At 64.9% G+C, this 20,178-nt stretch carries 14 protein-coding genes and 1 pseudogene; 3 read left to right on the forward strand and 12 right to left on the reverse strand.

Translation table 11 applies throughout. From position 1 onward, the window contains the following. Positions 1-1,063 (reverse strand): Hsp70 family protein (locus ABZ738_RS28000; RefSeq protein WP_357218029.1); only part of this gene is annotated, 1,063 nt, incomplete at its 3' end. Between the two features lie 95 nt (positions 1,064-1,158). Beyond that, a pseudogene (locus ABZ738_RS28005) lies at positions 1,159-1,299 on the reverse strand (transposase); the annotation flags it as partial. Between ABZ738_RS28005 and ABZ738_RS28010 the strand changes: the two are divergent. After that, entirely contained in the window at positions 1,249-1,629 is a 381-nt protein-coding gene (locus tag ABZ738_RS28010) for a hypothetical protein (RefSeq protein ID WP_357218032.1), read from the forward strand. The pseudogene ABZ738_RS28005 and the gene ABZ738_RS28010 sit on opposite strands and share 51 nt — an antisense overlap. A 219-nt stretch (positions 1,630-1,848) precedes the next feature. On the opposite strand, the gene ABZ738_RS28015 is transcribed toward ABZ738_RS28010, so the two are convergent. From ABZ738_RS28015 to ABZ738_RS28030, 4 genes are all read right to left on the reverse strand, one after another. Continuing rightward, complete coding sequence (locus ABZ738_RS28015; RefSeq protein ID WP_357218035.1) at positions 1,849-2,508, reverse strand: DUF2290 domain-containing protein; 660 nt, start codon at positions 2,506-2,508, stop codon at positions 1,849-1,851. Next, a complete protein-coding gene (locus tag ABZ738_RS28020; protein WP_357218038.1) occupies positions 2,495-4,642 on the reverse strand; it encodes an ATP-binding domain-containing protein in 2,148 nt (715 codons plus the stop codon). Before ABZ738_RS28020 ends, ABZ738_RS28015 begins: the two co-directional genes overlap by 14 nt. Positions 4,643-5,185: 543 nt before the next feature. Beyond that, a complete protein-coding gene (locus tag ABZ738_RS28025; protein ID WP_357218041.1) occupies positions 5,186-5,962 on the reverse strand; it encodes a hypothetical protein in 777 nt (258 codons plus the stop codon). Further along, positions 5,955-6,815, reverse strand: coding sequence for a hypothetical protein (locus ABZ738_RS28030; protein ID WP_357218044.1), 861 nt, complete (start codon positions 6,813-6,815; stop codon positions 5,955-5,957). The genes ABZ738_RS28025 and ABZ738_RS28030 overlap by 8 nt, the downstream gene beginning before the upstream one ends. Before the next feature lie 184 nt (positions 6,816-6,999). Here ABZ738_RS28030 and ABZ738_RS28035 point away from each other — a divergent pair, with 184 nt between their 5' ends. Further along, on the forward strand, positions 7,000-7,191 hold the full coding sequence (locus ABZ738_RS28035) for a hypothetical protein (RefSeq protein ID WP_357218047.1): 192 nt from the start codon (positions 7,000-7,002) through the stop codon (positions 7,189-7,191). Positions 7,192-7,542: 351 nt separating this feature from the next. Then, positions 7,543-8,268 (forward strand): hypothetical protein, encoded by a 726-nt coding sequence (locus ABZ738_RS28040; protein ID WP_357218050.1) that lies wholly within the window; start codon positions 7,543-7,545, stop codon positions 8,266-8,268. Positions 8,269-9,368: 1,100 nt separating this feature from the next. Here the strand turns inward: ABZ738_RS28040 and ABZ738_RS28045 are convergent. From ABZ738_RS28045 to ABZ738_RS28070, 6 genes are all read right to left on the reverse strand, one after another. After that, complete coding sequence (locus ABZ738_RS28045; RefSeq protein ID WP_357218206.1) at positions 9,369-12,227, reverse strand: AAA family ATPase; 2,859 nt, start codon at positions 12,225-12,227, stop codon at positions 9,369-9,371. A 440-nt stretch (positions 12,228-12,667) separates the two neighbouring features. Continuing rightward, on the reverse strand, positions 12,668-13,930 hold the full coding sequence (locus ABZ738_RS28050; RefSeq protein WP_357218053.1) for a CHAT domain-containing protein: 1,263 nt from the start codon (positions 13,928-13,930) through the stop codon (positions 12,668-12,670). Next, entirely contained in the window at positions 13,927-15,804 is a 1,878-nt protein-coding gene (locus ABZ738_RS28055; RefSeq protein WP_357218055.1) for a hypothetical protein, read from the reverse strand. The genes ABZ738_RS28050 and ABZ738_RS28055 overlap by 4 nt, the downstream gene beginning before the upstream one ends. Further along, positions 15,804-16,766: an AAA family ATPase gene (locus ABZ738_RS28060; protein ID WP_357218058.1), complete on the reverse strand. Its 963-nt coding sequence runs from the start codon at positions 16,764-16,766 to the stop codon at positions 15,804-15,806. Before ABZ738_RS28060 ends, ABZ738_RS28055 begins: the two co-directional genes overlap by 1 nt. Further along, positions 16,763-17,701, reverse strand: coding sequence for a hypothetical protein (locus tag ABZ738_RS28065; RefSeq protein ID WP_357218062.1), 939 nt, complete (start codon positions 17,699-17,701; stop codon positions 16,763-16,765). The genes ABZ738_RS28060 and ABZ738_RS28065 overlap by 4 nt, the downstream gene beginning before the upstream one ends. A gap of 757 nt (positions 17,702-18,458) precedes the next feature. Then, positions 18,459-19,925: a hypothetical protein gene (locus tag ABZ738_RS28070; protein WP_357218065.1), complete on the reverse strand. Its 1,467-nt coding sequence runs from the start codon at positions 19,923-19,925 to the stop codon at positions 18,459-18,461. Positions 19,926-20,178 lie beyond the last annotated feature (253 nt).

The following is a 20,178-nucleotide window of genomic DNA, read 5'->3' on the forward strand; positions in this document are numbered from 1 at the left end:
CCGACGGCAACGGCTCCACCACCACCTCCGGGCCCTCGCCCGGACTACGCGCGCCGGCGTCCGCCGCCCCATGCGCGGCCGCGAGCGGCGGATCCTGCACCAGCAGCGGCGTGAGACCTGTGTCGGTGGCCAGCACCTCCGCCACCAGTCGCATCTGCGCTGTCCCACCCGCACACCACAACCCCGCCACCGTCGCCGGGTCGACCTCCGCCGCGTCCACCGCATGACGGACCAAACCGGCCGCCCGCTTCAGGACCGGACGTGCCGCCTGCGTCAACACCAGGTCGTTGACCACCACCGCTGGACCGGACGGCACCGCCACCGTCACCGCCGGATGCCCGAACAGGGCATGCTTCGCCGTCCGCACACTCGCCGTCAACGCCACCTCCTCACCGGTCCCCGCAGCGACCGGGACGGGGGAGAGGGCGGCAGTCATCGCTGCGTCGATGGCGTCACCACCGGCTTCCGGGTCGGCGAGGGTGGAGAGGATCTCGAAGCCGACCGCACTGCGGCGGACGACGCTCACCTCGGCGCCGCCGCCCAGGTCACACACCACGATGACCGAACCCACCGGCAGAGGCACACCTCCGGCGAGCAGATGCGACGCCACCGCTACCGGCGCCTCCACCAGACGCGGCTGCGGCATCCCTGCCCGATGCGCGACGTGACGCAGCCAGGTACGACGCCGCGGCCCCCACCCCGCCGGTACCACCAACCGCACATCCTCGACCTCGCCGCCAGCGAGCCGTCGTGCCTCGTCAGCGGCACGCCGCAACGTCGCCGCCACCAGATCCGCCAGCGCTATCTCCCTACCGGCCACGCTGACTTGCTCATCGGCGGGGCGACGGGGGACAGGAACGAATCTTTGCGGGTGCTTCACTGCCGCCTGCCATGCTTGCTGCCCCGTCACAACCGACCCGTCGTCGGCGACCAGCACCGCACTCGGTAGTCCAGGCTCGCCGTCGAACGACAGCGGCGACCACGACCCGTCCGTCCACGCCACCACCCCGGTTGTGCTGGCACTTCCGCAGTCGATCGCCAGCCGTACCTGCTCCGATCGCATGCGCCATAGTCAAACATGAATCACGTCATCACGTGAGGGCATAACTACGCACAGCGGAAGCCATCGAGTCAGGAAGTGTGAGCCCGGCACACCTACGCCCTGCCGGAGTCCTGACGCTGCACCCCCGCCGACTTGATCCCCTTCTTCAGGAATCCGGTCTCATCGACGACCAGCACCCCGTCGTCATGACCGAGGTACTCGAACACGTAGGCGAACAGGTCATCGCGGACAGCTTCGCGGCCAGCACCTCAGGTCACCTCCTCGCCTGCGCGGCAGCCGGAGCAGCCTTCTACACCACCCTGGAAGTTGTCCTAGCCAAGCTCATCGTCGCCGCGATCGCGGCAATTACTGCCTTCGGCTCCGCTGTCTTCTCGTGGGCCGGTGCCGCCATTGTCGTCGAAGAGGCCGGCGTCAACACCGCGATCGTCGCTACCGCGGTCACCACCCTGTCGGCGTTCCTGGCCGCGCAGGCGACCAGCATGGTCAACCTGCACGGCGAGGCGGTGGACAGCCGATCCTTCCCGGGCAGCAAGTGGCCCTCGCTCAACTCAGCGACGCCAGCGTGAAGGACGGAGATGTCGACTGGTCTCTCGCATAGAGCGATTTGTTCGCTGTGTCCGCCCATGCAATCGTAGGCGATTGGCACCGTCGGATAGTGCGCCGGATTGGAGGTCCGCGCTTCTGATGGCGCGGCAGGCCGACGTGCTCGCCCCCTCTCCGAATGGCACCCAACGCATCGCCTCGGAAACTCACCTTCACCCATAATCGGCGACGGGAGTTGCTCATCAATTCCAATGGAGATGAGGGCTGTTCTTGTCTTCCTCGGTTATGGTTCTTTCGCCGATTTCCCTGCGGGCGCCGGCTGTGAAGTATGAAAGGTGGGCTCTCCATATTTCGGGGTAGAAGTGACGAAATACAAAGTCCGCGAATCTGCCCAGGTGCAGCGGCGCGGCGCAAGCGATACGACAATCCATTCCGTTGATCGTCATGTGCGCAGCGGGATGGCTCGGACCGGCAGCCTCAGGGTCAAAATCGAAGCGTACCCATGAGTGGAGCACCATCGATGTAGGTTCCGTGTCGACATGGAGATCGATTATATCGAGAATCGGATCGGTTTTCACCATTGTCGGGTCTAATCGGTAGGGGCATGGTATGTATGCCAGCCGATGGCCGACGATCTTGCCGCCCTCGACATCGTAGGTGATCTGTAAGAGTGAACCATCGAACAGCAAAGCAGAGTAGGCACCCGCCTCGACCCAGTGCTTGTAATCGTCGAGAGAGGGGTCCCCCCGATTTACAAGAAAAGGAGCGGTGGGGTTGAGGGCGTGCCATGTAACACGCGTCTCGGTGATGGAGACAACGTTTGAGAAGACGGCTATCTCGGCTCCGAGCAGATAGTCAAGAAGGTTGTTGACCTCATCTCGCACCACCCTAGTCGTCGTCACCGGGCATTTCCTGCAGATTCGCTGCCAACAGGCGCGTCCGCAGCGCTGGTGGAAGATCGTAAAGATCGATCACCCCCCGCTCGTATGCCTCCATGAAAGCCCGCAAGCCCTCCGTCGCTCTCTTGCGCGACGCCAGCTCCTGGACGGTGCTGTCCTGATCAGTGCGGCGCATCGCTGCCAACTGCGGTGGCGTTGGGATCTCGAAGTCGAGTTTGTAGCCCTTCTGCCGAACCGTATCTACCTCTGTGCTGAGTTCTTCCATGTCCTCGCCCCAGCCTGCAATACGCACCCAGGCGCGACTTCGGGTAATTGCAGTGAAGAGGGTGTTTCTACGAGTAACAGCGTTCACATCACCGGTGGCATATTGAGAATCAACGACGTAGACCATCGGTGCCTCGTTCCCCTTCGCGCGGAAGATGTGCGCGATAGCAACGGAGTCTTTGACGAACACTTCGTCGACGCTAGAGTTGACGCCTACCAAGTGGGAATTTATTCCTTGCTCCTTCAGTGCCCGCATGAGGCGCGGTGCTCTCGTCTTCGCCCTGTAGACGTCGGGAAGAACGATCAGAATGTCGTCGTGTTCGAGTTCGTCCGTTGACAGGTTTTCGGCAATTTGCCTCGCGACCCATGTGTCCTGAGACACCTGGTCATCGAAACTACGAAGAACAACCGCATCTTCCTCATTGAGTAGCTCCGTGAAGTAGCTTGGATAGCTGCTTTGCGATCGTTCCAGGGTAACGTGAGAGCCGAGGCGCAGGTGGCCGTGGATCACGTTGTACCCGATCTCAGCCCACAGTCTCGGGTCGTCCGGGTGTTGGACCAGGTCGCCGTCACGGTAGACCCCGATGCCAAGGGCATGGGCAGTCGCAAGGGCCCAAGGCGTGTTGCGGTAACAAACGGGCAGGACGATGTCTCGGCGGGGCTCGTTCTCCCGGTTATCTAGGCTCACTAGACTCTGCCCTGATGGCCCTACGCCGAATAGTTCATCGGTGCCTGGCATTGCCGCCTCGGATAGTTTCTGCAGCTCATCAAAGCCCCAGACGATCCGCTTCGGCTCTTTCGTAAGAAGGTAGACGAGCTGAAAGAACTCGGGCGGCAAATCCTGAGCCTCATCAATTAGTACCGCATCAAAGATTGGTTCGGGGTCGGACTCCCTGGCAACGGCCAGTAGCTCCTTGCAAATTCCGCGGAAGGCGTTGTCCATGCCGTAGACGTTGCGTGCATAGTTCCAGTCCCGAGGGGTGGTGTTCAAAGCGGCGGCGATCTCGCTGTAAATACCCGGCCGCGACCGGGAGCCCCACGAGTGAAGAATCTGGAGCCTGTCCTCGTCGGGCTGGTCATTGTTATACTCGAAGGTGAATCGGGTAACCAAATCTTGGAACTGCTGATATAGTGCCCGGGAATGAAATGTGACCGCAATTCGCCATTCCGGGTGCTGAGTGTGTAAGTAAGCCGCCTTTAGTGCAAGAACAACCGTCTTTCCGGAGCCCGCAAGGCCCCGGATTCTCTGTGGCCCTTCCGGCGTCTCGATTGCGGCGGCCTTCTGCCAGCGGTCGAGGTTCGCGATGCCGCGCTCAATAACCTTGAGCGTCGCACCCCTAGAGGTAGCTTTCTTGACAGACGTTCTCTTCTTGGCCGGTTTAATGGTGCTTACCCGCTGAAGTGCTCCTTGAAGGGAGCGCTCTTCGTCGCGGCTGATGCCGTGAAGTTCACCGACCCAGTCGGACACGTCTTCGATGGCAACGTACTTGCCTTCGGAGCCGAGCGGCGGTGCACCTACCGGACCAGAGAAGATCGTAGCCGTCTCGATCCTAACTGCGAGCTGACGCCCCCTGCGCAAGCTGTCGTGACGGCGAAGGTTTGCCTCAAGCGTGGCATAGAGGCGGTCCTGCGCATCGACGAAATGCTTCCAATCTGTCAGGCTGTGAGGCACTGATTCGGCGAGCAGAAATGCTACTAGCCCGCATTGCTCACTGATAAGGAGAGCGTCAATCTCGACGCGGTCATCGGCTGTAGTGAGAACCGGATACCCAAGGTAGACAGTCCCCTCCGTGATGCTCCTTTTTAGGGCTTCCGCGAGGCTCGACGCAACGCCTCTATCGCGGCTTTCGCCATACACCACCTCAAGGGCCATCGAGCTTCGCGTCTCCTTCGTGCAGCTGCGGGGTTGCGCCAGAAGCCATGGACCGAGTTGCTGGCGGCATCAGCACTGTAGCTCCGCCGTCGGACAACGGCTTGTTCCGACCGGCCCGACCGGCGGGTCATCTGCCTGTCTCCTACGCCCAGCGGGCGAAGTCCTCACGACCCCGTCTGCCATCGACCCACCCAGGTAGGAGCGGACTACCGCCCGGTCCGTCGTATCGAGCGGACCTTGACGCACGTTGGGTCGCTGCGCGGTGGCCCGAGGCCATGCGGCCCTCGGCCGGCCGGTGGAAGGCGGCGGATGCCGCGGAATCGAGCATGCGCGGCGAGGACCGGATGGCGGTGTGGTGGTCATCCCCCGCCGCACTGGACGCGCGCTCAGCGCCCGACTCAGCGGGGGGTGGCACCCACTCGCCGCAGATGCCGGCGGTGGCGCGGGCCCGCACCGAACTGCTGGCGCGGTGGCGCCCGGCCACCGGACCCTCGGGACGCCGTCCGGTGAGCAGGGCAAGGCAGGCGCCAGGTAGGTGTCCCCTTACTCGCCTGCGAGGCGGGAGGGGAGGTCTGCGGTGAGCGGTGAGCCGCTCGGGCCATGGTGAAGGGTCCGACGGAAGGACCACTCTGCCGAGGTGTAGTTGATGTCGAGATGGCGGCCCGGCTCTCTGTTTACCCACTTACGCAGGCCGACGAAGATCACATTGACGGTGGAAGGAGAGATCGGAACGAGCAGAACAAGCTGGGGTCGATCGTCAGCTTCAGCGTGGTACGGCGAGCCCTTGGTCGTAATTGCCACAGCGTCGACCTGTCGATGCAGGGCCAGGTACAGCGTCAGCAGCTCGTGTTGCCAGCGGGGGTCGTCGTCGGGGAACCGATCATCGGACGCCGTGAGGGTGAGTGTGGCTATGCCTGTTCGATCTTCGTCGGGAACATCGAACAATTGCTCCTGCTGAGGGCTGTCGCTCTGGGAGCGTCGGCGCTTCCGATGTTCACGCAGCGCGGCCAGCGCTGCCATCCTCGCCGCAAAGTTGGCCATAGCGGCGCCCTCACCGGTTGGGAATGCCTCGTGCAGCAGATGATCGGCTTGCCCGTGATAGCCGAGCTTGGTCAGGTACTCGACCAACTCAATCGCCGCCGCTGTGCTGTCCTTCGACGAGGAGTGCACCATCCGGCTACGCAATTGGTAAATCCTCCGGACCGCTTCGATATGAGCAGCATCAGTCCGTTGGCGAAGCTGGCGGGCGCCGGGCGTGCCAAGAGAAGAACGCTGCAAGAGCTCCTCAAAGCGATCTAGGTCGCCGTCGTGCTCAGCCACGGGGCCCACCTCCCTGATGCGCCGTCTTCTCCTTCTTGCGCCACCGGTGCAGCACGCCCTCGATCGCGCGGACGGAGGTCTCGCCCAGCAGTTCGACCATCTCCTCCTGGCTGTAGCCGTCCAGGGTGAGTGCCACAACCGCGCGGGTCCGTGCGTCGGCCCGGGTGAGGTCGTCACGAACCCGCTGGTTCCCGACGGTGATGAACGCCGGGTCGTCGACGCTGCTCTCCACGGGTGTGACGAGGCTTGGATCGCCGTGATCTTGCAGGTGCCACCTTCTGCGCTGTGCCCGGCGCGTACGCATTTGGTTGGGGAATTCGTAGAGGCAGGCACCCATGAAGTACGTAGCCAGGCTCGCGCCACCCTCGAACCGCCAGCCGCCACCAACGAGGGCGTTCTTGCGGAATCGGGGCAGCGCCAGCGCGACGGTCATGATGGCCAGCTCCTCCCGGGCGTCCGAGTCGCGGGACAGTTCCTCCAGCTCGGCCTCGCTGGGGTTAAGTGAGAACCCCCGTGCGGCGCTCACGGTAAAGATGTACCCGGAGTGCATCCAGCCGCGGAGCACTGCCATGCCGTAGGCAGCGAGTTCGTCCTCGAAGCGCCGATACCGGGGGCCGATGAAGTCCCCGGCGGCGAGGTCTGCCAGGAGCAGCCGGTCGGCCTCACGGCGCTGCAGGGCTTCTTGCAGCCGCCGGGTGTCATCGCCGAAGACCTTGTTCATGTTGGCGAGCACGTCCCGCAGCGGAACGGGCTGCCCCAGAATGAAATCGGCACGGTCGGGAGGTTGTAAAGCAGCCGTGTACGCCTCGCCCGCAGGCACCTCGCCCGCCGCGCCGCCGCTGCCAACCACCATCGCCCTTTCGGTCGTCTCGCTTGTGCCGACCCCTTGTAGGTGTGCCCGGGGCGGTCACCCCACGGACTTTCCCAAACTATTTCTGTGAACCTTTTCCGCAGCTCAAACCTGTCGCGTGCGTGGGGTGTCTCCCCGATGTGGACCTACAGCCGGGCGTCGTTCACCACCTGAATCGGAGGTCTTCGTGACACCGTCGCCCCCTGGCCCGCTGCTGACCGTCCGCGCCGCCGTCGTGCTGCTCCTCGCGCTCATCGTCGGCGTGCTCGCCGGTGGGCTGTCGTACCTGACCGAGCATTCTCTCCCATCAGCTGTGCTCTGGGGCGGCGGTGCTGCGGGGGGTGCGCTGATGCTGTTCCACACCATCGTGGGGCGATGATCGCTCAGCGGGCCTGATCGTCCGGCACCCCGATGGGCGGTGGTCAGGGCGAGCGAGGTGGGCGTGGCGGCAGACACGCCAGTTGACGTCCATGCTTTGGAATCCCTCCACACCGGGCCATCGCGAGCGCGTTCCGTGCTTCTGAGGACCATCCTTCGGCAGGTATACTGGAGGTAGCGGTGGCACTGCGCCACCCGTTCCTCCTGTCGCCCGAGGCCCACGCCCCAGCGCGACATCGAGAGACAAGGGCTCGCAAGGCTCGTCGCAGACCAAACTCACCACTGACGGGTACTCCAATCGCACCCGGCGGTGGCGGCGTGGGAGCTACCTCCGGGAGACATGGATACCGTCATGAGCAACAAGAACCCCAAGGCCAAGCGGCTCGCGGCGGCGTACGGACTCCGGTACGCCGAGGCGCTGAACGTGATGCGCGAGGACTCCGACCTCACCGAAGAGTTAGCCATAGAGCTGGAGATCTCCAGGGCCGAGGCCGAGCGCCGCATCGAGGAGCAGTACGCCGCAGCCAGGCAGCGGGCGGACGAGAGTGCTGTTTCCTTCCGTACCGCTCTCGCTGAAATCCGGTCCGAGCAGGCATCCAATTTCATGTTCGAGGCGCTGGCAAAGGCCGCGCCGTCGGTGAAGGAAATGCTTCGCGCGGAGATCGCGTCGCTCTGCAAGGGCCTGGCCGGCGAGATGGTCGAGGTGCCGGGGGAGGATGACCTCTACGTGCCCGGCCTTAACTTCAGCGACGTCGAGCTGCCGCGTGACCTGGTCGACGAGATCTCGGTCCAGAATGTTGAGCCGGACCTGGACACGTTGGACTGGAACCCGGCTGAGGCGTACGAGGGTGGAACCGAAGTCGGAACCGCAGAGATTCGAGCCCGGGTCACCCTCGACGGATTCATGTTCAAGCACGACACGTACGGCGACCGCGGCGTGGAGATCTGGACGTTCGACTGGAACGAGCGAAAGTCGTACATCGGCTTCGAGCGTGAGGTGGTCCTGGAGTTCGAGGTGACCGTCCAGCCGGGCATGTCCATCGACAACCTCGAGCTGGTGGGGGCAAAGGACGTGTAGGTGCTCGTCCTGTAAGCCGGAACGCAGAAGAAGGCCGCCGCCTCCGCCCGCCCTTGGGCAGGCGGAGGCGGCGCCCTTCTTCACAGATGCAGTTAATAGTTCATATTCTGGTGTGGATCTTGATTCGGACAGCCCAGCGCTGCCTAGCAAGAGCGGGGGCGCGTCACCGTGGTGGCTGTAAAAAACGTTCTTGCTCGGTCCAGGTTCGGACCGGTGACTGTTCGTGGAGCGCCGGCAAGGACATACTTCGACCCTCGCATCGTCGGCGGGATCGCAGCGCGCCGAGCGGGTGCGGCGCCGCTGGCGTCCGTCGAGTTAGCGTGACAGCTTGCTGTGCTTGGAGTCGAGGGACCTCCGCACCTCGTGGTAGCGGGTGACCGGTTGGCGAGCGTCGGTGCGCACCCACAGGGGTGCGCCGATGAGAATCCGGTCGACGCGCTTCCTAAGGTCCCACCGTCCGAGGTCAAGTTCCACGTCGCTGTAAATCTCGGCGTACCACTCGGCCTGATCGACATGGCTCAGGGTGAAACCGCGTGTCCACGTTCGTCGGCGGGAACGGTGGTTGGGCCAGCACCCGCTCGGCAGGACACGTCTTGCCGCCGCCGCGCGGCTTACCGTCAGCGGCCGACACCGGTGCAGGTACGACGGCCGCCGTCACCAGAGCGATCCCGGCGGTGATGAACATGGTCGCGGCTCGGCGCATGATCGAGTCACTCCTCTACCCACGGAACGCATCGGCGCCGAACCGCGAGACGGACCGGCGAGCCCTGCTCAGCACGCCGAGCGAAGGCAGTCACAAGAAGTCAAGCAACGACAGTGATCCCAAAACCTCACAAAAGCTCGCTTATGACTCGAAAAGGCGAACGGCCGTACACATGTCGAGTGAGAGCTGCCTCGCCGATGCAAGAGCCCTGGATCGTTGGCGCGGCCGCCCCTGTCGCGCGGAGACCGTCAAACCGGGACGGTCACGTCTGCCGTCTGCCCACCTGTGACGACCCGCTACCGATCGGGCACCACGCTGCGGGCCCTGCCCCAGGTCGGCCTACTCGGTGCTGTCCTGTCGACCTGAGCGCGGCTTTGGACTGCCGTGGTGTTGCCACTCACCCTCGATTGCGCAAGAAGATCATGCTGGCCTCGACGCGGGTACGCACCTGGAGCTTGTCGAAGATGTGCGACACGTGGACGCCGATGGTCCGCTCGCTGATGAACAGCCGCTGGCCGATCTCCTTGTTGGTCAACCCTTCGGCCACCGCGGCCAACACCTCCCGCTCCCGGGCGGTCAGCGCGGCCAGTTCCTCGGCGGACCCGTCGGGCGTCGTCGCCCCGACCGGACCGCGCTCCTCCAGCGCGACCCGGGCCCGCCCGGCGAGCGTACGGATCTCCTCGGTCAACGGCATCGCGCCGAGCGCCTGCGCCGTCTGGTACGCCTGGCGCAGCAGCTTTCCGGCGGTGGCGGCCTCGCGGCGGCTGGCCAGCAACGCCTCGGCCTGACGCAACCGCGAGTACGCCGCCGGGTACGGATGGTTGCGGTGATCCCACTCCGCCGCCGCCCGCGCCCAGAGCTCCGGGTCCGTCCCGTCGAGTCGGCTCACCTCGGCGGCGCACAACGCCAGGTATCCGTCGACCACGTAGCGCACCGGTCGGGCAGCCCGCTCGCTGCGCGACGCCACCCGGTCGGCGATCTCGCGCAAACGGCGCACCGCGTTGTCGTCCACGGCGACGGTACGGCTCGCGTGGGCCTCCGCCTCGGCGCGCAGACCGTGCCAGACCAGCACCGCGAGAATGACCAGGTCATCGGAGCGGGTCTCGGTCAGACCACGCTGTACGGCGTGCCGGGCCACGTCGTGCCGCCCCTGCCACATCGCTAGCCCGGCGCGCAGGGTCAGCAGCGGGATGACGTGCCGCGAACCACCACCGGCCAGCATCGTCGCCACCGCGTCCAGATCCCGGTCGGCCGCCTCGACCTCGCCGCAAGCGACCGACAACCGGCAGCGGGCCAGCAGCAACTCGACGGCGTCCGCGCCGGAGGGACCGTGCCGCAGCGCCGTCGCGACCACCTTCTCCGCCTCGGCCCACTGCCCCACCCGGAACAGTCCATTGGTGGCGATGGCCAGCAGCCGGGTCTCGTAGGAACGGCCCAACCCGAGCTCAGCCACCCGCTCGGCACCTCGGCGAGCGACCACCACCCCCTCCTCAAGGATGTTCAGCGGCCCGGTCAGCAATTCGGCCAGATACAGGTAGGCCAGCGCGACGTCCTCCGGACGGCCGGCCCGCTCGGCGGTGGCCAGCGCCCGGCGCAGCACCGTCAGGCCCGTGTCCGGATCCTCCAAGCATGCCTCGGAGAAGCCGAGCGCGGCGCTGGCCAGCACCACCTCGGTGGTCGCCCCGTCCACCTGCTCGGCCAAGGCCAGCGCCTCCCGCGCCCGCTGGCCCGCCTCGGCGTACCGCCCGAGTTGCAGCAGCAGCTCTGCCAGCCGGGCGGCGGCGGTGGCCCGCTGCCCTGGGGTGCAGTCGGCGACGGCGAGCGCCTGCTCATACTCCACCTCGGCCAGCGCCGAACGGCCGGCGGCGGCCAGGTAACGGGCCCGCCGGATGTGCAGCTCACAGGCCGGAATATCGGTGTCGGCCAGTTCCTTCAACAGGGCCAGGGCACGGGCGTACTCACCACAGTGGTGGGCCGCCTCGGCCGCCCGTGCGAGCAGCTTGGCCCGGTCGACACCGGGCAGCCCCTCGGCCAGCTCGACCGCGACCGACCAGTGCCGGTGCGCCTCGGCGTAACCATGCAGCCGCTCGGCTTCCTCGGCGGCGGCCACCGCCGCCGGCAGCGCCCGCTCCGGCTCACCGGCCAGCCGCCAGTGGTGGGCCAACCGGGCCTGCTGCAACTCGCCCGGCGCCGAGGTCAACGCCTCGGCGTAGCGGCGGTGCAGCACCCTCCGCTCGGGCGGCAGCAGCTCGTCCTCCAACACCTCGGCCACGAGCCGGTGACGCAGCCGATAGCCATCGTCGGAACCGACCAGCAACCGGTGCGACACCGCCGCGCGGACAGCCTCCAGTAGGTCATGCTCGGGTAATCCGACCACCCGAGCGAGCAGCCAGTGCTCGACCGGTTCCGCGCCAGCGGCGACCGCGTGCACGGCCCGGTGGGCCGGCTGAGGTAGGGCATCCACCCTGGCCGAGAAGACCTCACGCAGGGTGTCCGAGAAATCGTCTCGGCCCTCGCGCATATCCCGAGAGAGCTCCTCGACGACGAGCGGATTCCCGCCGCTTCGCCGCCACAGCTGTTCAGCCGCTTCCGAGGGAAGTGGCTCACCTACGATCGAAGCCGCGAGCTGCTCGGTTTCTCCCCTATCTAACGGACCGAGGTCAAGCACCCGCACCGATCGCAGCCGGCGCAGCTCGGTCAGCACTCGGCGCAGCGGATGGGCACCCTGCAACGACTCGGCGCGGACCGCGGCGAGAACCGACAGTTGCAGGTCGCCGAGCCCGGCGAGCAGATAGAGCAGCAGTTGACGGGTGCTCCGATCGGCCCACTGGAGGTCGTCTAGCACCAGCACCAGCGGGTAGCCCTGTGCGATCAGGCGTAGCCCTCGCGATACCCGTTCTAACAGGGCACCCGCTCCGTCCGGAGCTGCTGTCCGGTCAGCGGCCATCTGCTGCAGCTCGCGCACTGCGGAGGCCACGCGAGTGTTCCCGGCCATTCGATCTGTATCGAGGCGACGTAGCGCGTGAATAAGTGGATGCAGCGGAGAATCACCAATGTGTAGGCAGGTGCCGCGAAGGACCACAGCGCCAGCTGCGCTCAACCGCGACGATGCTTCCTGCAGAAGCCGACTCTTTCCCACTCCAGCTACGCCGCTCAGGATGACCGCTGCGGTACCACCAGGAGTGATATCCGCTAGGAGCTCGGACTCGATGAGTTGCAGCTCGGCTTCTCGGCCCACCAAGGGGCCGGCTAGCACGTCGGCTTCGTTCTCCGACGCTTCCCATAAACGAATGCGGCCTGCCGGGGATTCCCATGGGTCGTTTCCAGTATGAAACATTCCATCGGTCAGCTCAGCATCAATGGCCAGGTTGACTGTGTGGAAGGGTAGACCACCGGCGGTAATGAGGGTCAGGCGCAGGTAATCTAGCGGGCCAGACACCTCACCCACCCTCGCGATAAAGGCCACGGGGCCGTAAGTGCCACCGAACCGATGTACGACGAGGGTGCTCGGTCCGCTCGCCGTAACCGTGACCCCAGCAGGTCCCTCGATGACGCAACCGACAGAGTATTCCTCTCGTTCGTACGGCCAGTCCTCAGGCAGGTCGGCGGCGATATCCACGGTAATGAGGTAGCTCCGGCCTACCTTGACGTGGCGGGGCCAGCTCACCACGGGCCGAAGCGCCGTCGCTGGGCCGTTCATCCCGGGCACCCTGCCTGCGGGACAAGTTTGAGAGTGGTGTCGGGATGCCCAAAGTATACGTAGGCAAATCCCTGGAAGAACGCTTGGAAGTCGTACTCGTCGCGATCCTCATGACGTCCCTGCGTGCGCATGACTGCTTTGCGGCGCTGCTCCAGCAGGATGTCTGTGAGCCGTTGCTCCTGCCCCTCGGCACCGAGCAGCCGGGCGGCGAAGTCGTGGGAGAAGTCCCAGTCAATCTGGCCTAGAGTAGCCACGACGCTGCATGCGCCCCGCCGGAGGAAAAGCTCGGCGAAGCTTCGGGTAGCCGCGAACGAGTGCCTTCCGGTCGACGTTGCAGAGGCAGTGTCACAGGCATTCAAGAACACCACTGCAGGGAACCGCCTCAGCGCAAGCATGGAGAACTCGCCGTATCGGTTCATCCTCATCGCGCCTAACTCGAACTCGTTAACGTTCTCGCCGTACACGCCGTGGCACCGGACCAGAACCAGCCCGACACGCCGTGACGGATCGTCGAGCGCGGTGAGCAACTGCTTCATTGTCCGCACAGGCGTGCAACCGTACCGGGCGAGCGGGGCATCGAGGACCGGGCCGTCGGGGCCATAGATGTCTTCGGTCTCCAGAGCGAGGATGCCACCGTTGCAAGCCGATGCCTCCGCAGTAAAACGCGCTACACGGCCGGCGTCATGAATGGAGGTCCAGCGAACGACCTGGACCACTGCGCCGAGCCAGATCGCATTGGAATCCGAGTAGAACAGTTCCCAAGGGATTTGATAGTCGGTGTTGTCCCATATCACCAAGCGAATGGGCTCCTCGCTCTCCTGTGTCGCTACCTCAAGCAGACCGCCTATCCAGTCGTTCAGACGCCTCTTGTCGACCCACCAGTTCAATACGTCGAAATAAGCGTCCTCCCAGTTCCTGCTTTTCAGAATCTGAGCTACGGTGAAGTCGGGCTTTCCCTGCATCTGAACGTCCCCGGGCCGCGACTCGTCCGGACGCCCATTGAAGTACCAGTGCAGTCTGAACAGTTGGCGACCCGCCTCCTGGTAGGGCGTCACACACAACAGCGCGGTGCGCTCCGGAAGGCTGTCGGCGAGCCGCCCATACGTAGGGTCGAAGGTCGTCGGCTCGCCTGCCGTCTGGTCAACATCCGATTCGGATACCCATGCGGCAGGTCTGGCCCTCTCCTCGAGTTGAGCCTGCGGGCCGTGGGGTTGGAGGTGTTGTCGGATACCGGCGGGTTTAGGATACCTCTGGCTCACCTCGCACCCCGACCGTAGTGCTTTACGAAACTCATCTCTGCTCTGCTGGAAGCCGATACGGTCATCACCACGCCGCCTAGCGCATCCGCCAGGTCAAACGGAATCTCCGGATAGGGCGCGAGGTCGGGTGCCAGGACGATCGAGCGCACTTCACGCATGCCGGCTACCGGCCGGGCGAGTTCGACGGCGTCGTGCACTCCGCGTCGCCCGACCGCTGCCGTGACGGTATTGCGCACGCTGGCATCGAAAGGCACGTTGCCGCGGCCGTCGCTCACCAGGACCAAAAGCACATTGCTGACCGGGACACGTCCTCGCCGAATGAGATGCCGCAACTCATCGACCGCGAGATCTATGGCGGAAGCCAGGGGCGTTGCTCTGCCTGGCGCCCGGCTGAGGGAGGCGGTGATCCGTGGATCGAGCAGGCTCCGGGCTCTGTACCTTTCGGCGCGAAGCTCCATCGTGGTGTCGCGATGCCCGAACTCGATAACCGAGACCAACGCGCGTTCCGAGTACGCCCATTGCAAGCAGGGAGAAAGAGCGCCAGACCAGTCCCAGTCCCAGTGGCAGGTGTGGTCAAGCACGAGTAGTAGCGCGGCGGCAGGTTCCGGGCGACGTCGGTAACGGCGCAGGTCGGCCGAGGAGAGGACGAGAGTGTCTTTCCGGCCCATGGGACGGGGCCGGAAGACCTGAAACTTGAGTGCCTCCATCAGCGTTGCGACGATCGCCAGGTCTCGCAAATCGCCGGTCTGCTCCGTACCGATAATCTGCCCACGGGCCGCCGGTATGGGCTTCGACGGCCGCTGCCAGCGCACCCGCAACTGTGCCGGCTCCGTAACCGCGTCGGGTTCGTCTTCGGGATACATGTCAGTCAGAGCAGGGGGTAACGCAAGCCCCTCGAATGAGTGAGAAGCCACGCGGAGCAGTGCGGGAACCGTGACCTTGACTATGGGGTCGGCGCTCTGCTCAAAGTAGAACGTCGCCTCGGTGTCCTGCACTGGCGGCGGCACCTCCGGCAGCTTCACGTCCTCCATAGGAGGTTCGTCAGGGGACTGCACAACCGCAGGCTCGGGGGGTGCAACAAGGCCGAGCAGCGCTGCCGCTGTCGTCACATCTTCCGACTCGACGGTTACAGCTCCGCGACGGACAGCAACGGCGCGGCCCAGCCTGGCCAGTGCGATGTCGCGTCGAGCGGCTGACGGAGGGGATAGCTCCATAACACGGTCCAGCGCCTCGGCGGTGACCCGGGGCCGGTGATGCCTCACAGGTTCGATAGCTCCGAGGAGTCGCCGAACAAGCGCGGCGTTCTCATCGTCGGTTCCTTCTATAGCGGCACTAATGGGGCGCTGTGCGGCAATGCACGCTCCGAAAGCCGTGCCATCCACTCTGACAGGAAGTCGATCCAGGAGATGGGGAGACGTTCGGTAGGCATCTTCGCGGCTACATCCCACCAGCCAGCGGGCCTTCGGCGACCACATCAACGTCCGGCCATGACGTTCACAGCTCGCCACCTCCGCGCCCACCAATGATACGGCTGCGTGCTGTACGGCCAGACCCGCGGTGGCGAGATTTGGAACCAAGACTATCGGCGCAGACTCGTCAGGTGCTTCAACCAGCACGCCTGGTGCGGTTTCCAACCGGTCGCCAACGAGCCGCACGGAAACCCACAGGTCGTCCTCGGTGTGCCATGATCCGAGTGTCAGGATACGCGGTGGGGGGCCACCGCCGGTAGCGGCAGCATCCGCGAGCCATTGTCCAATCGACGGCAAAAAAGCCGGATCGAGGTCGAGGAACAGCACACCGCAAAGCGTTGGTGCCGCTGCAAGACAGCGCACCAACTCCAAGCTGCGGTGATCGGGTGACACCGCTGGGTTCATCACCAGGCCTTTGCCATCTCGGTGACCACCTTAGCGATGCGGCGGTCGTCTTCCTCCAACCATGGCGAGAGGGTTCCAGACTGCGCACTCGGGCGACGGTGAACGAGCGCCATCCTGGCGGCCGTTCGGAGGTGCTTCGGTCCGACCGCAGGTGCTCCGTCTAGCGCGGCCACGGCACGTGCCGCACGGATAAGTGTTAACTCGCCTCGATGCCCAACGACCTCTAGCTCCACCGCGATCCGGGCACACGCCTCCGCGGCGTGTCGGATCGACACGGCATGCCTTCTGTCCCGTGCCGCGATCAATTTTCGTCGCCGGGCAGCGTCGTGCGTCCGAGCAGCGCTAAGAAACTCGGAGGAGGTATTCTCGCACTCCTCCTCGAACCGAAGAACGGTCTCCAAGACCTGGCGGCGATGCTGTACGTCACCCTCTGCGTCTACCTCGACGACCAAGCCAAAACGGTCCAACAACTGGGGCCGCAGTCCGCCCTCGTCGGGATTCATTGTTCCAATCAACGAGAACCTCACCGGAGTCGTACCGTGGTCAACGTTGTCGCGTTGGACGACCAGAATTCCAGTGGAGGCCGCGTCAAGGATAACGTTCACCAGGTGGTCATCTAGAAGGTTGACCTCGTCGATGAATAGCATGCGACCGGCCGACGCGCTCGCTTGCTCCAGGAGGCCCGGCTGCCATTCGTGTCTGTTACGAAGAAGTGCTTCAATGCTGAGCCCGCCAAGCACGCGGTCGTCGGACGCGCCGATGGGAAGAGTGGTCGGGAGTTCCGAAAAAGCCATGATCGAGAAGGCTCGGATAGTCGTCGACTTGGCGGTGCCGCGCATGCCGGTTGCAAGCACCCCTAGCCCCGGGTCGACGAATGATACTTCCAGCGCACGTCGCAGCTCCGTCTGACCGACGACCAACGAGTAGGGCAAAACCAAGGGCCTGTCGGGTAGGGTCGTCATGGTGCATCCTTCTCCTGTCCGTAGGAGATTGCCAATGGCACGCCCTGGCGCCAGAGGTCGCACAACTGTCGGTTGACTGCACTCTCCATGGAAGGAGTGGCCGGCAACTCCAACTTTTGCGAGGCGAGCAAATCGAAGCGATGCATATCGAATGCCACCTGAACCGCCTCTCCATATGCGAGGGCAGCCTGCACCGCCCCGCGGTACGAGGCGACCGAGACAGCTGCGGGAATCAGCGCAAGTAGCCACCACCTGTGGGTCGCGCCCCAAAGCAAGGCAGTTGACCCTACGGTGGCGACGGCACCCGAGACCGCCATTCGTACAGCACCATCGAGGGCGTCCCGGCGATCGTCAACGATCGTCTTAACGCTTTCGCCGAGCAGGGTGTAGAGGCGGGGCCACGCTACGACTGCATCGAGGCCGAACATACGACCCGCTGTATCCTCCATCGCCGTCAGGGCGTTACCGAAGGCGGTCGGCCGGACGAGATAATCCGGAAGAGGATACTGCTGGCGCAGCTTTGATCCGGCAAGACCCGCGGCGCGAACTTGGTCTTCTCGAGGAACCGCCGGTGGCTGTGGAAGGATCGCCTTGGCCTCGATCTTCCGCTTTCGCGCCAGTTGCCGCTGCCGCAACAGTTCCGACCCCAACCACCTCGGAGGGCCCACTTCGAGGAGCTGCACAATCGATAATTGCATTGGATGCAGTACTGATGCGACGACGACGATGGCCACAGAGATGAGAACGAGTTCACCGACGCCGAGGCCAGAAGCAACGCTCCAGGCAGCGGTGAAGCTTAGTGTGTCGCCGGGCGCGCCAGCCCAGATCAATACCAGAAACCACAGCAGGACGACGTAAGTCGGCAGGTAACCGATCCGGAAGAAGCGTCCAGACCCGAACGCGGCCGGCGGACTGCCAACGGTGTTGAGACTCACCGCCTTAGCTCCATATTTCCGTGGAGGTCACAGACAGGGACCCGTCTCTCGTCAAAAAAGACCCGGGCCTCCGAGTGGTCACACTTCCCGCATGTGAACGAAATTACGTGATACCAGGTCGAGTCGCCCAGTTGCGTGGCACGGTCACCCTCCCCCACTGGCGGAGCTATGGTCGTGCCTGCTGTGCCATGAACAAGTAACACCCGTTCTCGGGTGGTGACGCCGACCACGACGCCCGAGACGACAAGCAGGACCCGGTCAATGGCGGCATTTTTATCGTACGTGCGTCGAAGTGCGCGCCGCATGTCACCGATCTGCAGGTCGTCAGCCTCTTCATGAACTGCATCGAAACCCTGCTGAGGTTCCAGCAGCGGCGAGTAGACCTCACGCAGCGTACGCGCGAGGCGGAGTTCATCCATGGTTGCCTTTCACCCGCGGAGCGAATCTGCACCCTACCGATGAGGAGACGCGACGATAATGTGCAACGCCTCGACCGTCTAGCATCCGACAGCAATATATGCACAAAGTGGTCCAAGCGCGGCGGACCGCTTCGGCGTAGGCGCCCGAGGAGCCCCGGTGCGCTAACGCCTTCACCACACGGGGCTTCGCAGCGCCTCAGTGCGGATCTGGACAGGTTCGCCCAGGCCGACGGCGTGAGACCAGTCCGCGACGGCCAGCGCGGTCACGACCTGGTCCGCGCGCCGCCACGCTGCCCTGGCTGGCTCGGACAGGGCACCAACTCTCACCCTTGCTGCTGTTACGACATTCGGGCGGCCTTCGACCACCACCGACGCCGCAGCGGTACAGCAGCAGCGTCCGTATTTGATCGCGGGGTTGCTGGCTCGACGGCGACGGCCGCTTCCCCGAACGGCTCGTCGCCGAGAATTGCTTCGCGGATGTCGGCCCAGTTCTCTGTACGCCACCAGTTGAAGAGGGCGACGGTGCTCAGGACGGTGAAGGGCAAGGCAGCGACGAACTCGGGCCGGGAGTAGACCTGTGCGGTGCGTTCGGACGGGTGCAGCTTGTGCTGGTGGTTGACAACCAGGACGCCGCCGGTCACGGGCCGGTCGGGGCGGAGTTGGGGCCAGGTCTTGAGGTGCCGTTGGAGGTAGCTGACGAGGTTCTCTTGGGCGGCGCCACCCGTCGCCTTGATCTCGACAAGGCGGTGCGTGGAACCCTCGCCATCCACCAGTAGATCGGCTGACTTGGTGCCAACCGTGTCGTCGAGGTCAACGGTTCGCAGTCCGGCCGCGTTGAGCACCGCCGCGACCGCGCGCACGAGTTCGGTGCCACTGCCGTAGAGCAGTCCGTACCGTACCGGCTCGGCGCGATCCTTCGCCTCGCGCAACTCTTCCTCGATGCGGAGCTTCTCCTCGGCGTACCGCGCCTCAAGGTCGTCAAGGGCTCGGCGGGCGGCCAACTCGTCGGCGGTGCGCAGATCGGGGTCGTCGAAGTGTGGTGAGCGCGCTCGGCGTAGGGCGTTGGGCACATACTCGGGTAGCGCGCGCTCGACGAGCCATCCCAGGACGTTGGTCCAGGGAGGGGCGGCCGGGAGGATGTACCACCGCTGGTCGCCCGCCGGTGAGGTCCAGGCCGCTACTACCGGCTTGCCCAGTGTGTCGACCAGGATCGGGTGCAGTTCCCCTTCCGGCTCGTGGATCTCCCCGCCGTAGCCACCGCCCCGACTGAGGCGAACGCTGGTGAGTTCCAGCGCCCACCACGGGGCGTCCGGAGGGCGGCTGAGCAGCCGGATCGCTAGGTCACGGTCGGCAGCGCTCAGCCCTGGGACGATCTCGGGTCGAGTGCCGGTCGGCAGACGGCGACCGTAGACGCTGGTGTACTGCACGCCGAGGTCGACGCTGGCGCCGGCGGGGAACAGCGAGTGGTGTGTGGGGTCGTCGTTGACGTCGCCGATCGTTGTCACGGCCAAGGCGAGTTCCCCGCGCTGGCGCGCTCCGGCGAGGAAGCGGTTACGTTCGTCCGCACCCTGGCCTTGGAAGATGCTCGGCTCGATGGCCACGGTGCAGTCGCCGGTTTCCATCCCGAGCCACCGCGGTTGGAGGCCCTTTCCCAGCCAGTCCAGGTGCCCCGGGACGCGGAAGGAGCGTGGTCCGTACCGCTCCCGGTCGTACTCGGTCTGCACCAGCATCTGCTGCTCGCGCTGGGAGCCGGGTTCGGGTTGGCCGATGTGTACGGACACCAGACCACTGGTCGGCGAGCTCATCCGTCCTACCGTAGTACCCGTCGCTCAAGCTCCCGCTGCAATATTCGCGTTGGCCGAGCGTGTCCTCACACCGCGCCAGGCGACGCGAAGTTGGCACCGCAGGGCTGAGTTGGGTGTTTCAGCAGGTCGATGGGAAGTCACTCTAATCGCGGATCGGCCCGATGCGGGTGCTCTATGGAGCGTTTGACGAGATCTAGCGGGGGCCGTTTGCGGCTCGGGCGCGGAAGGTCAACTTTGGCGGCCTGTGGGCGGG

Origin of the sequence: Micromonospora sp. NPDC047793 (assembly GCF_040642635.1) — a bacterium.
Lineage (GTDB): Bacteria > Actinomycetota > Actinomycetes > Mycobacteriales > Micromonosporaceae > Micromonospora.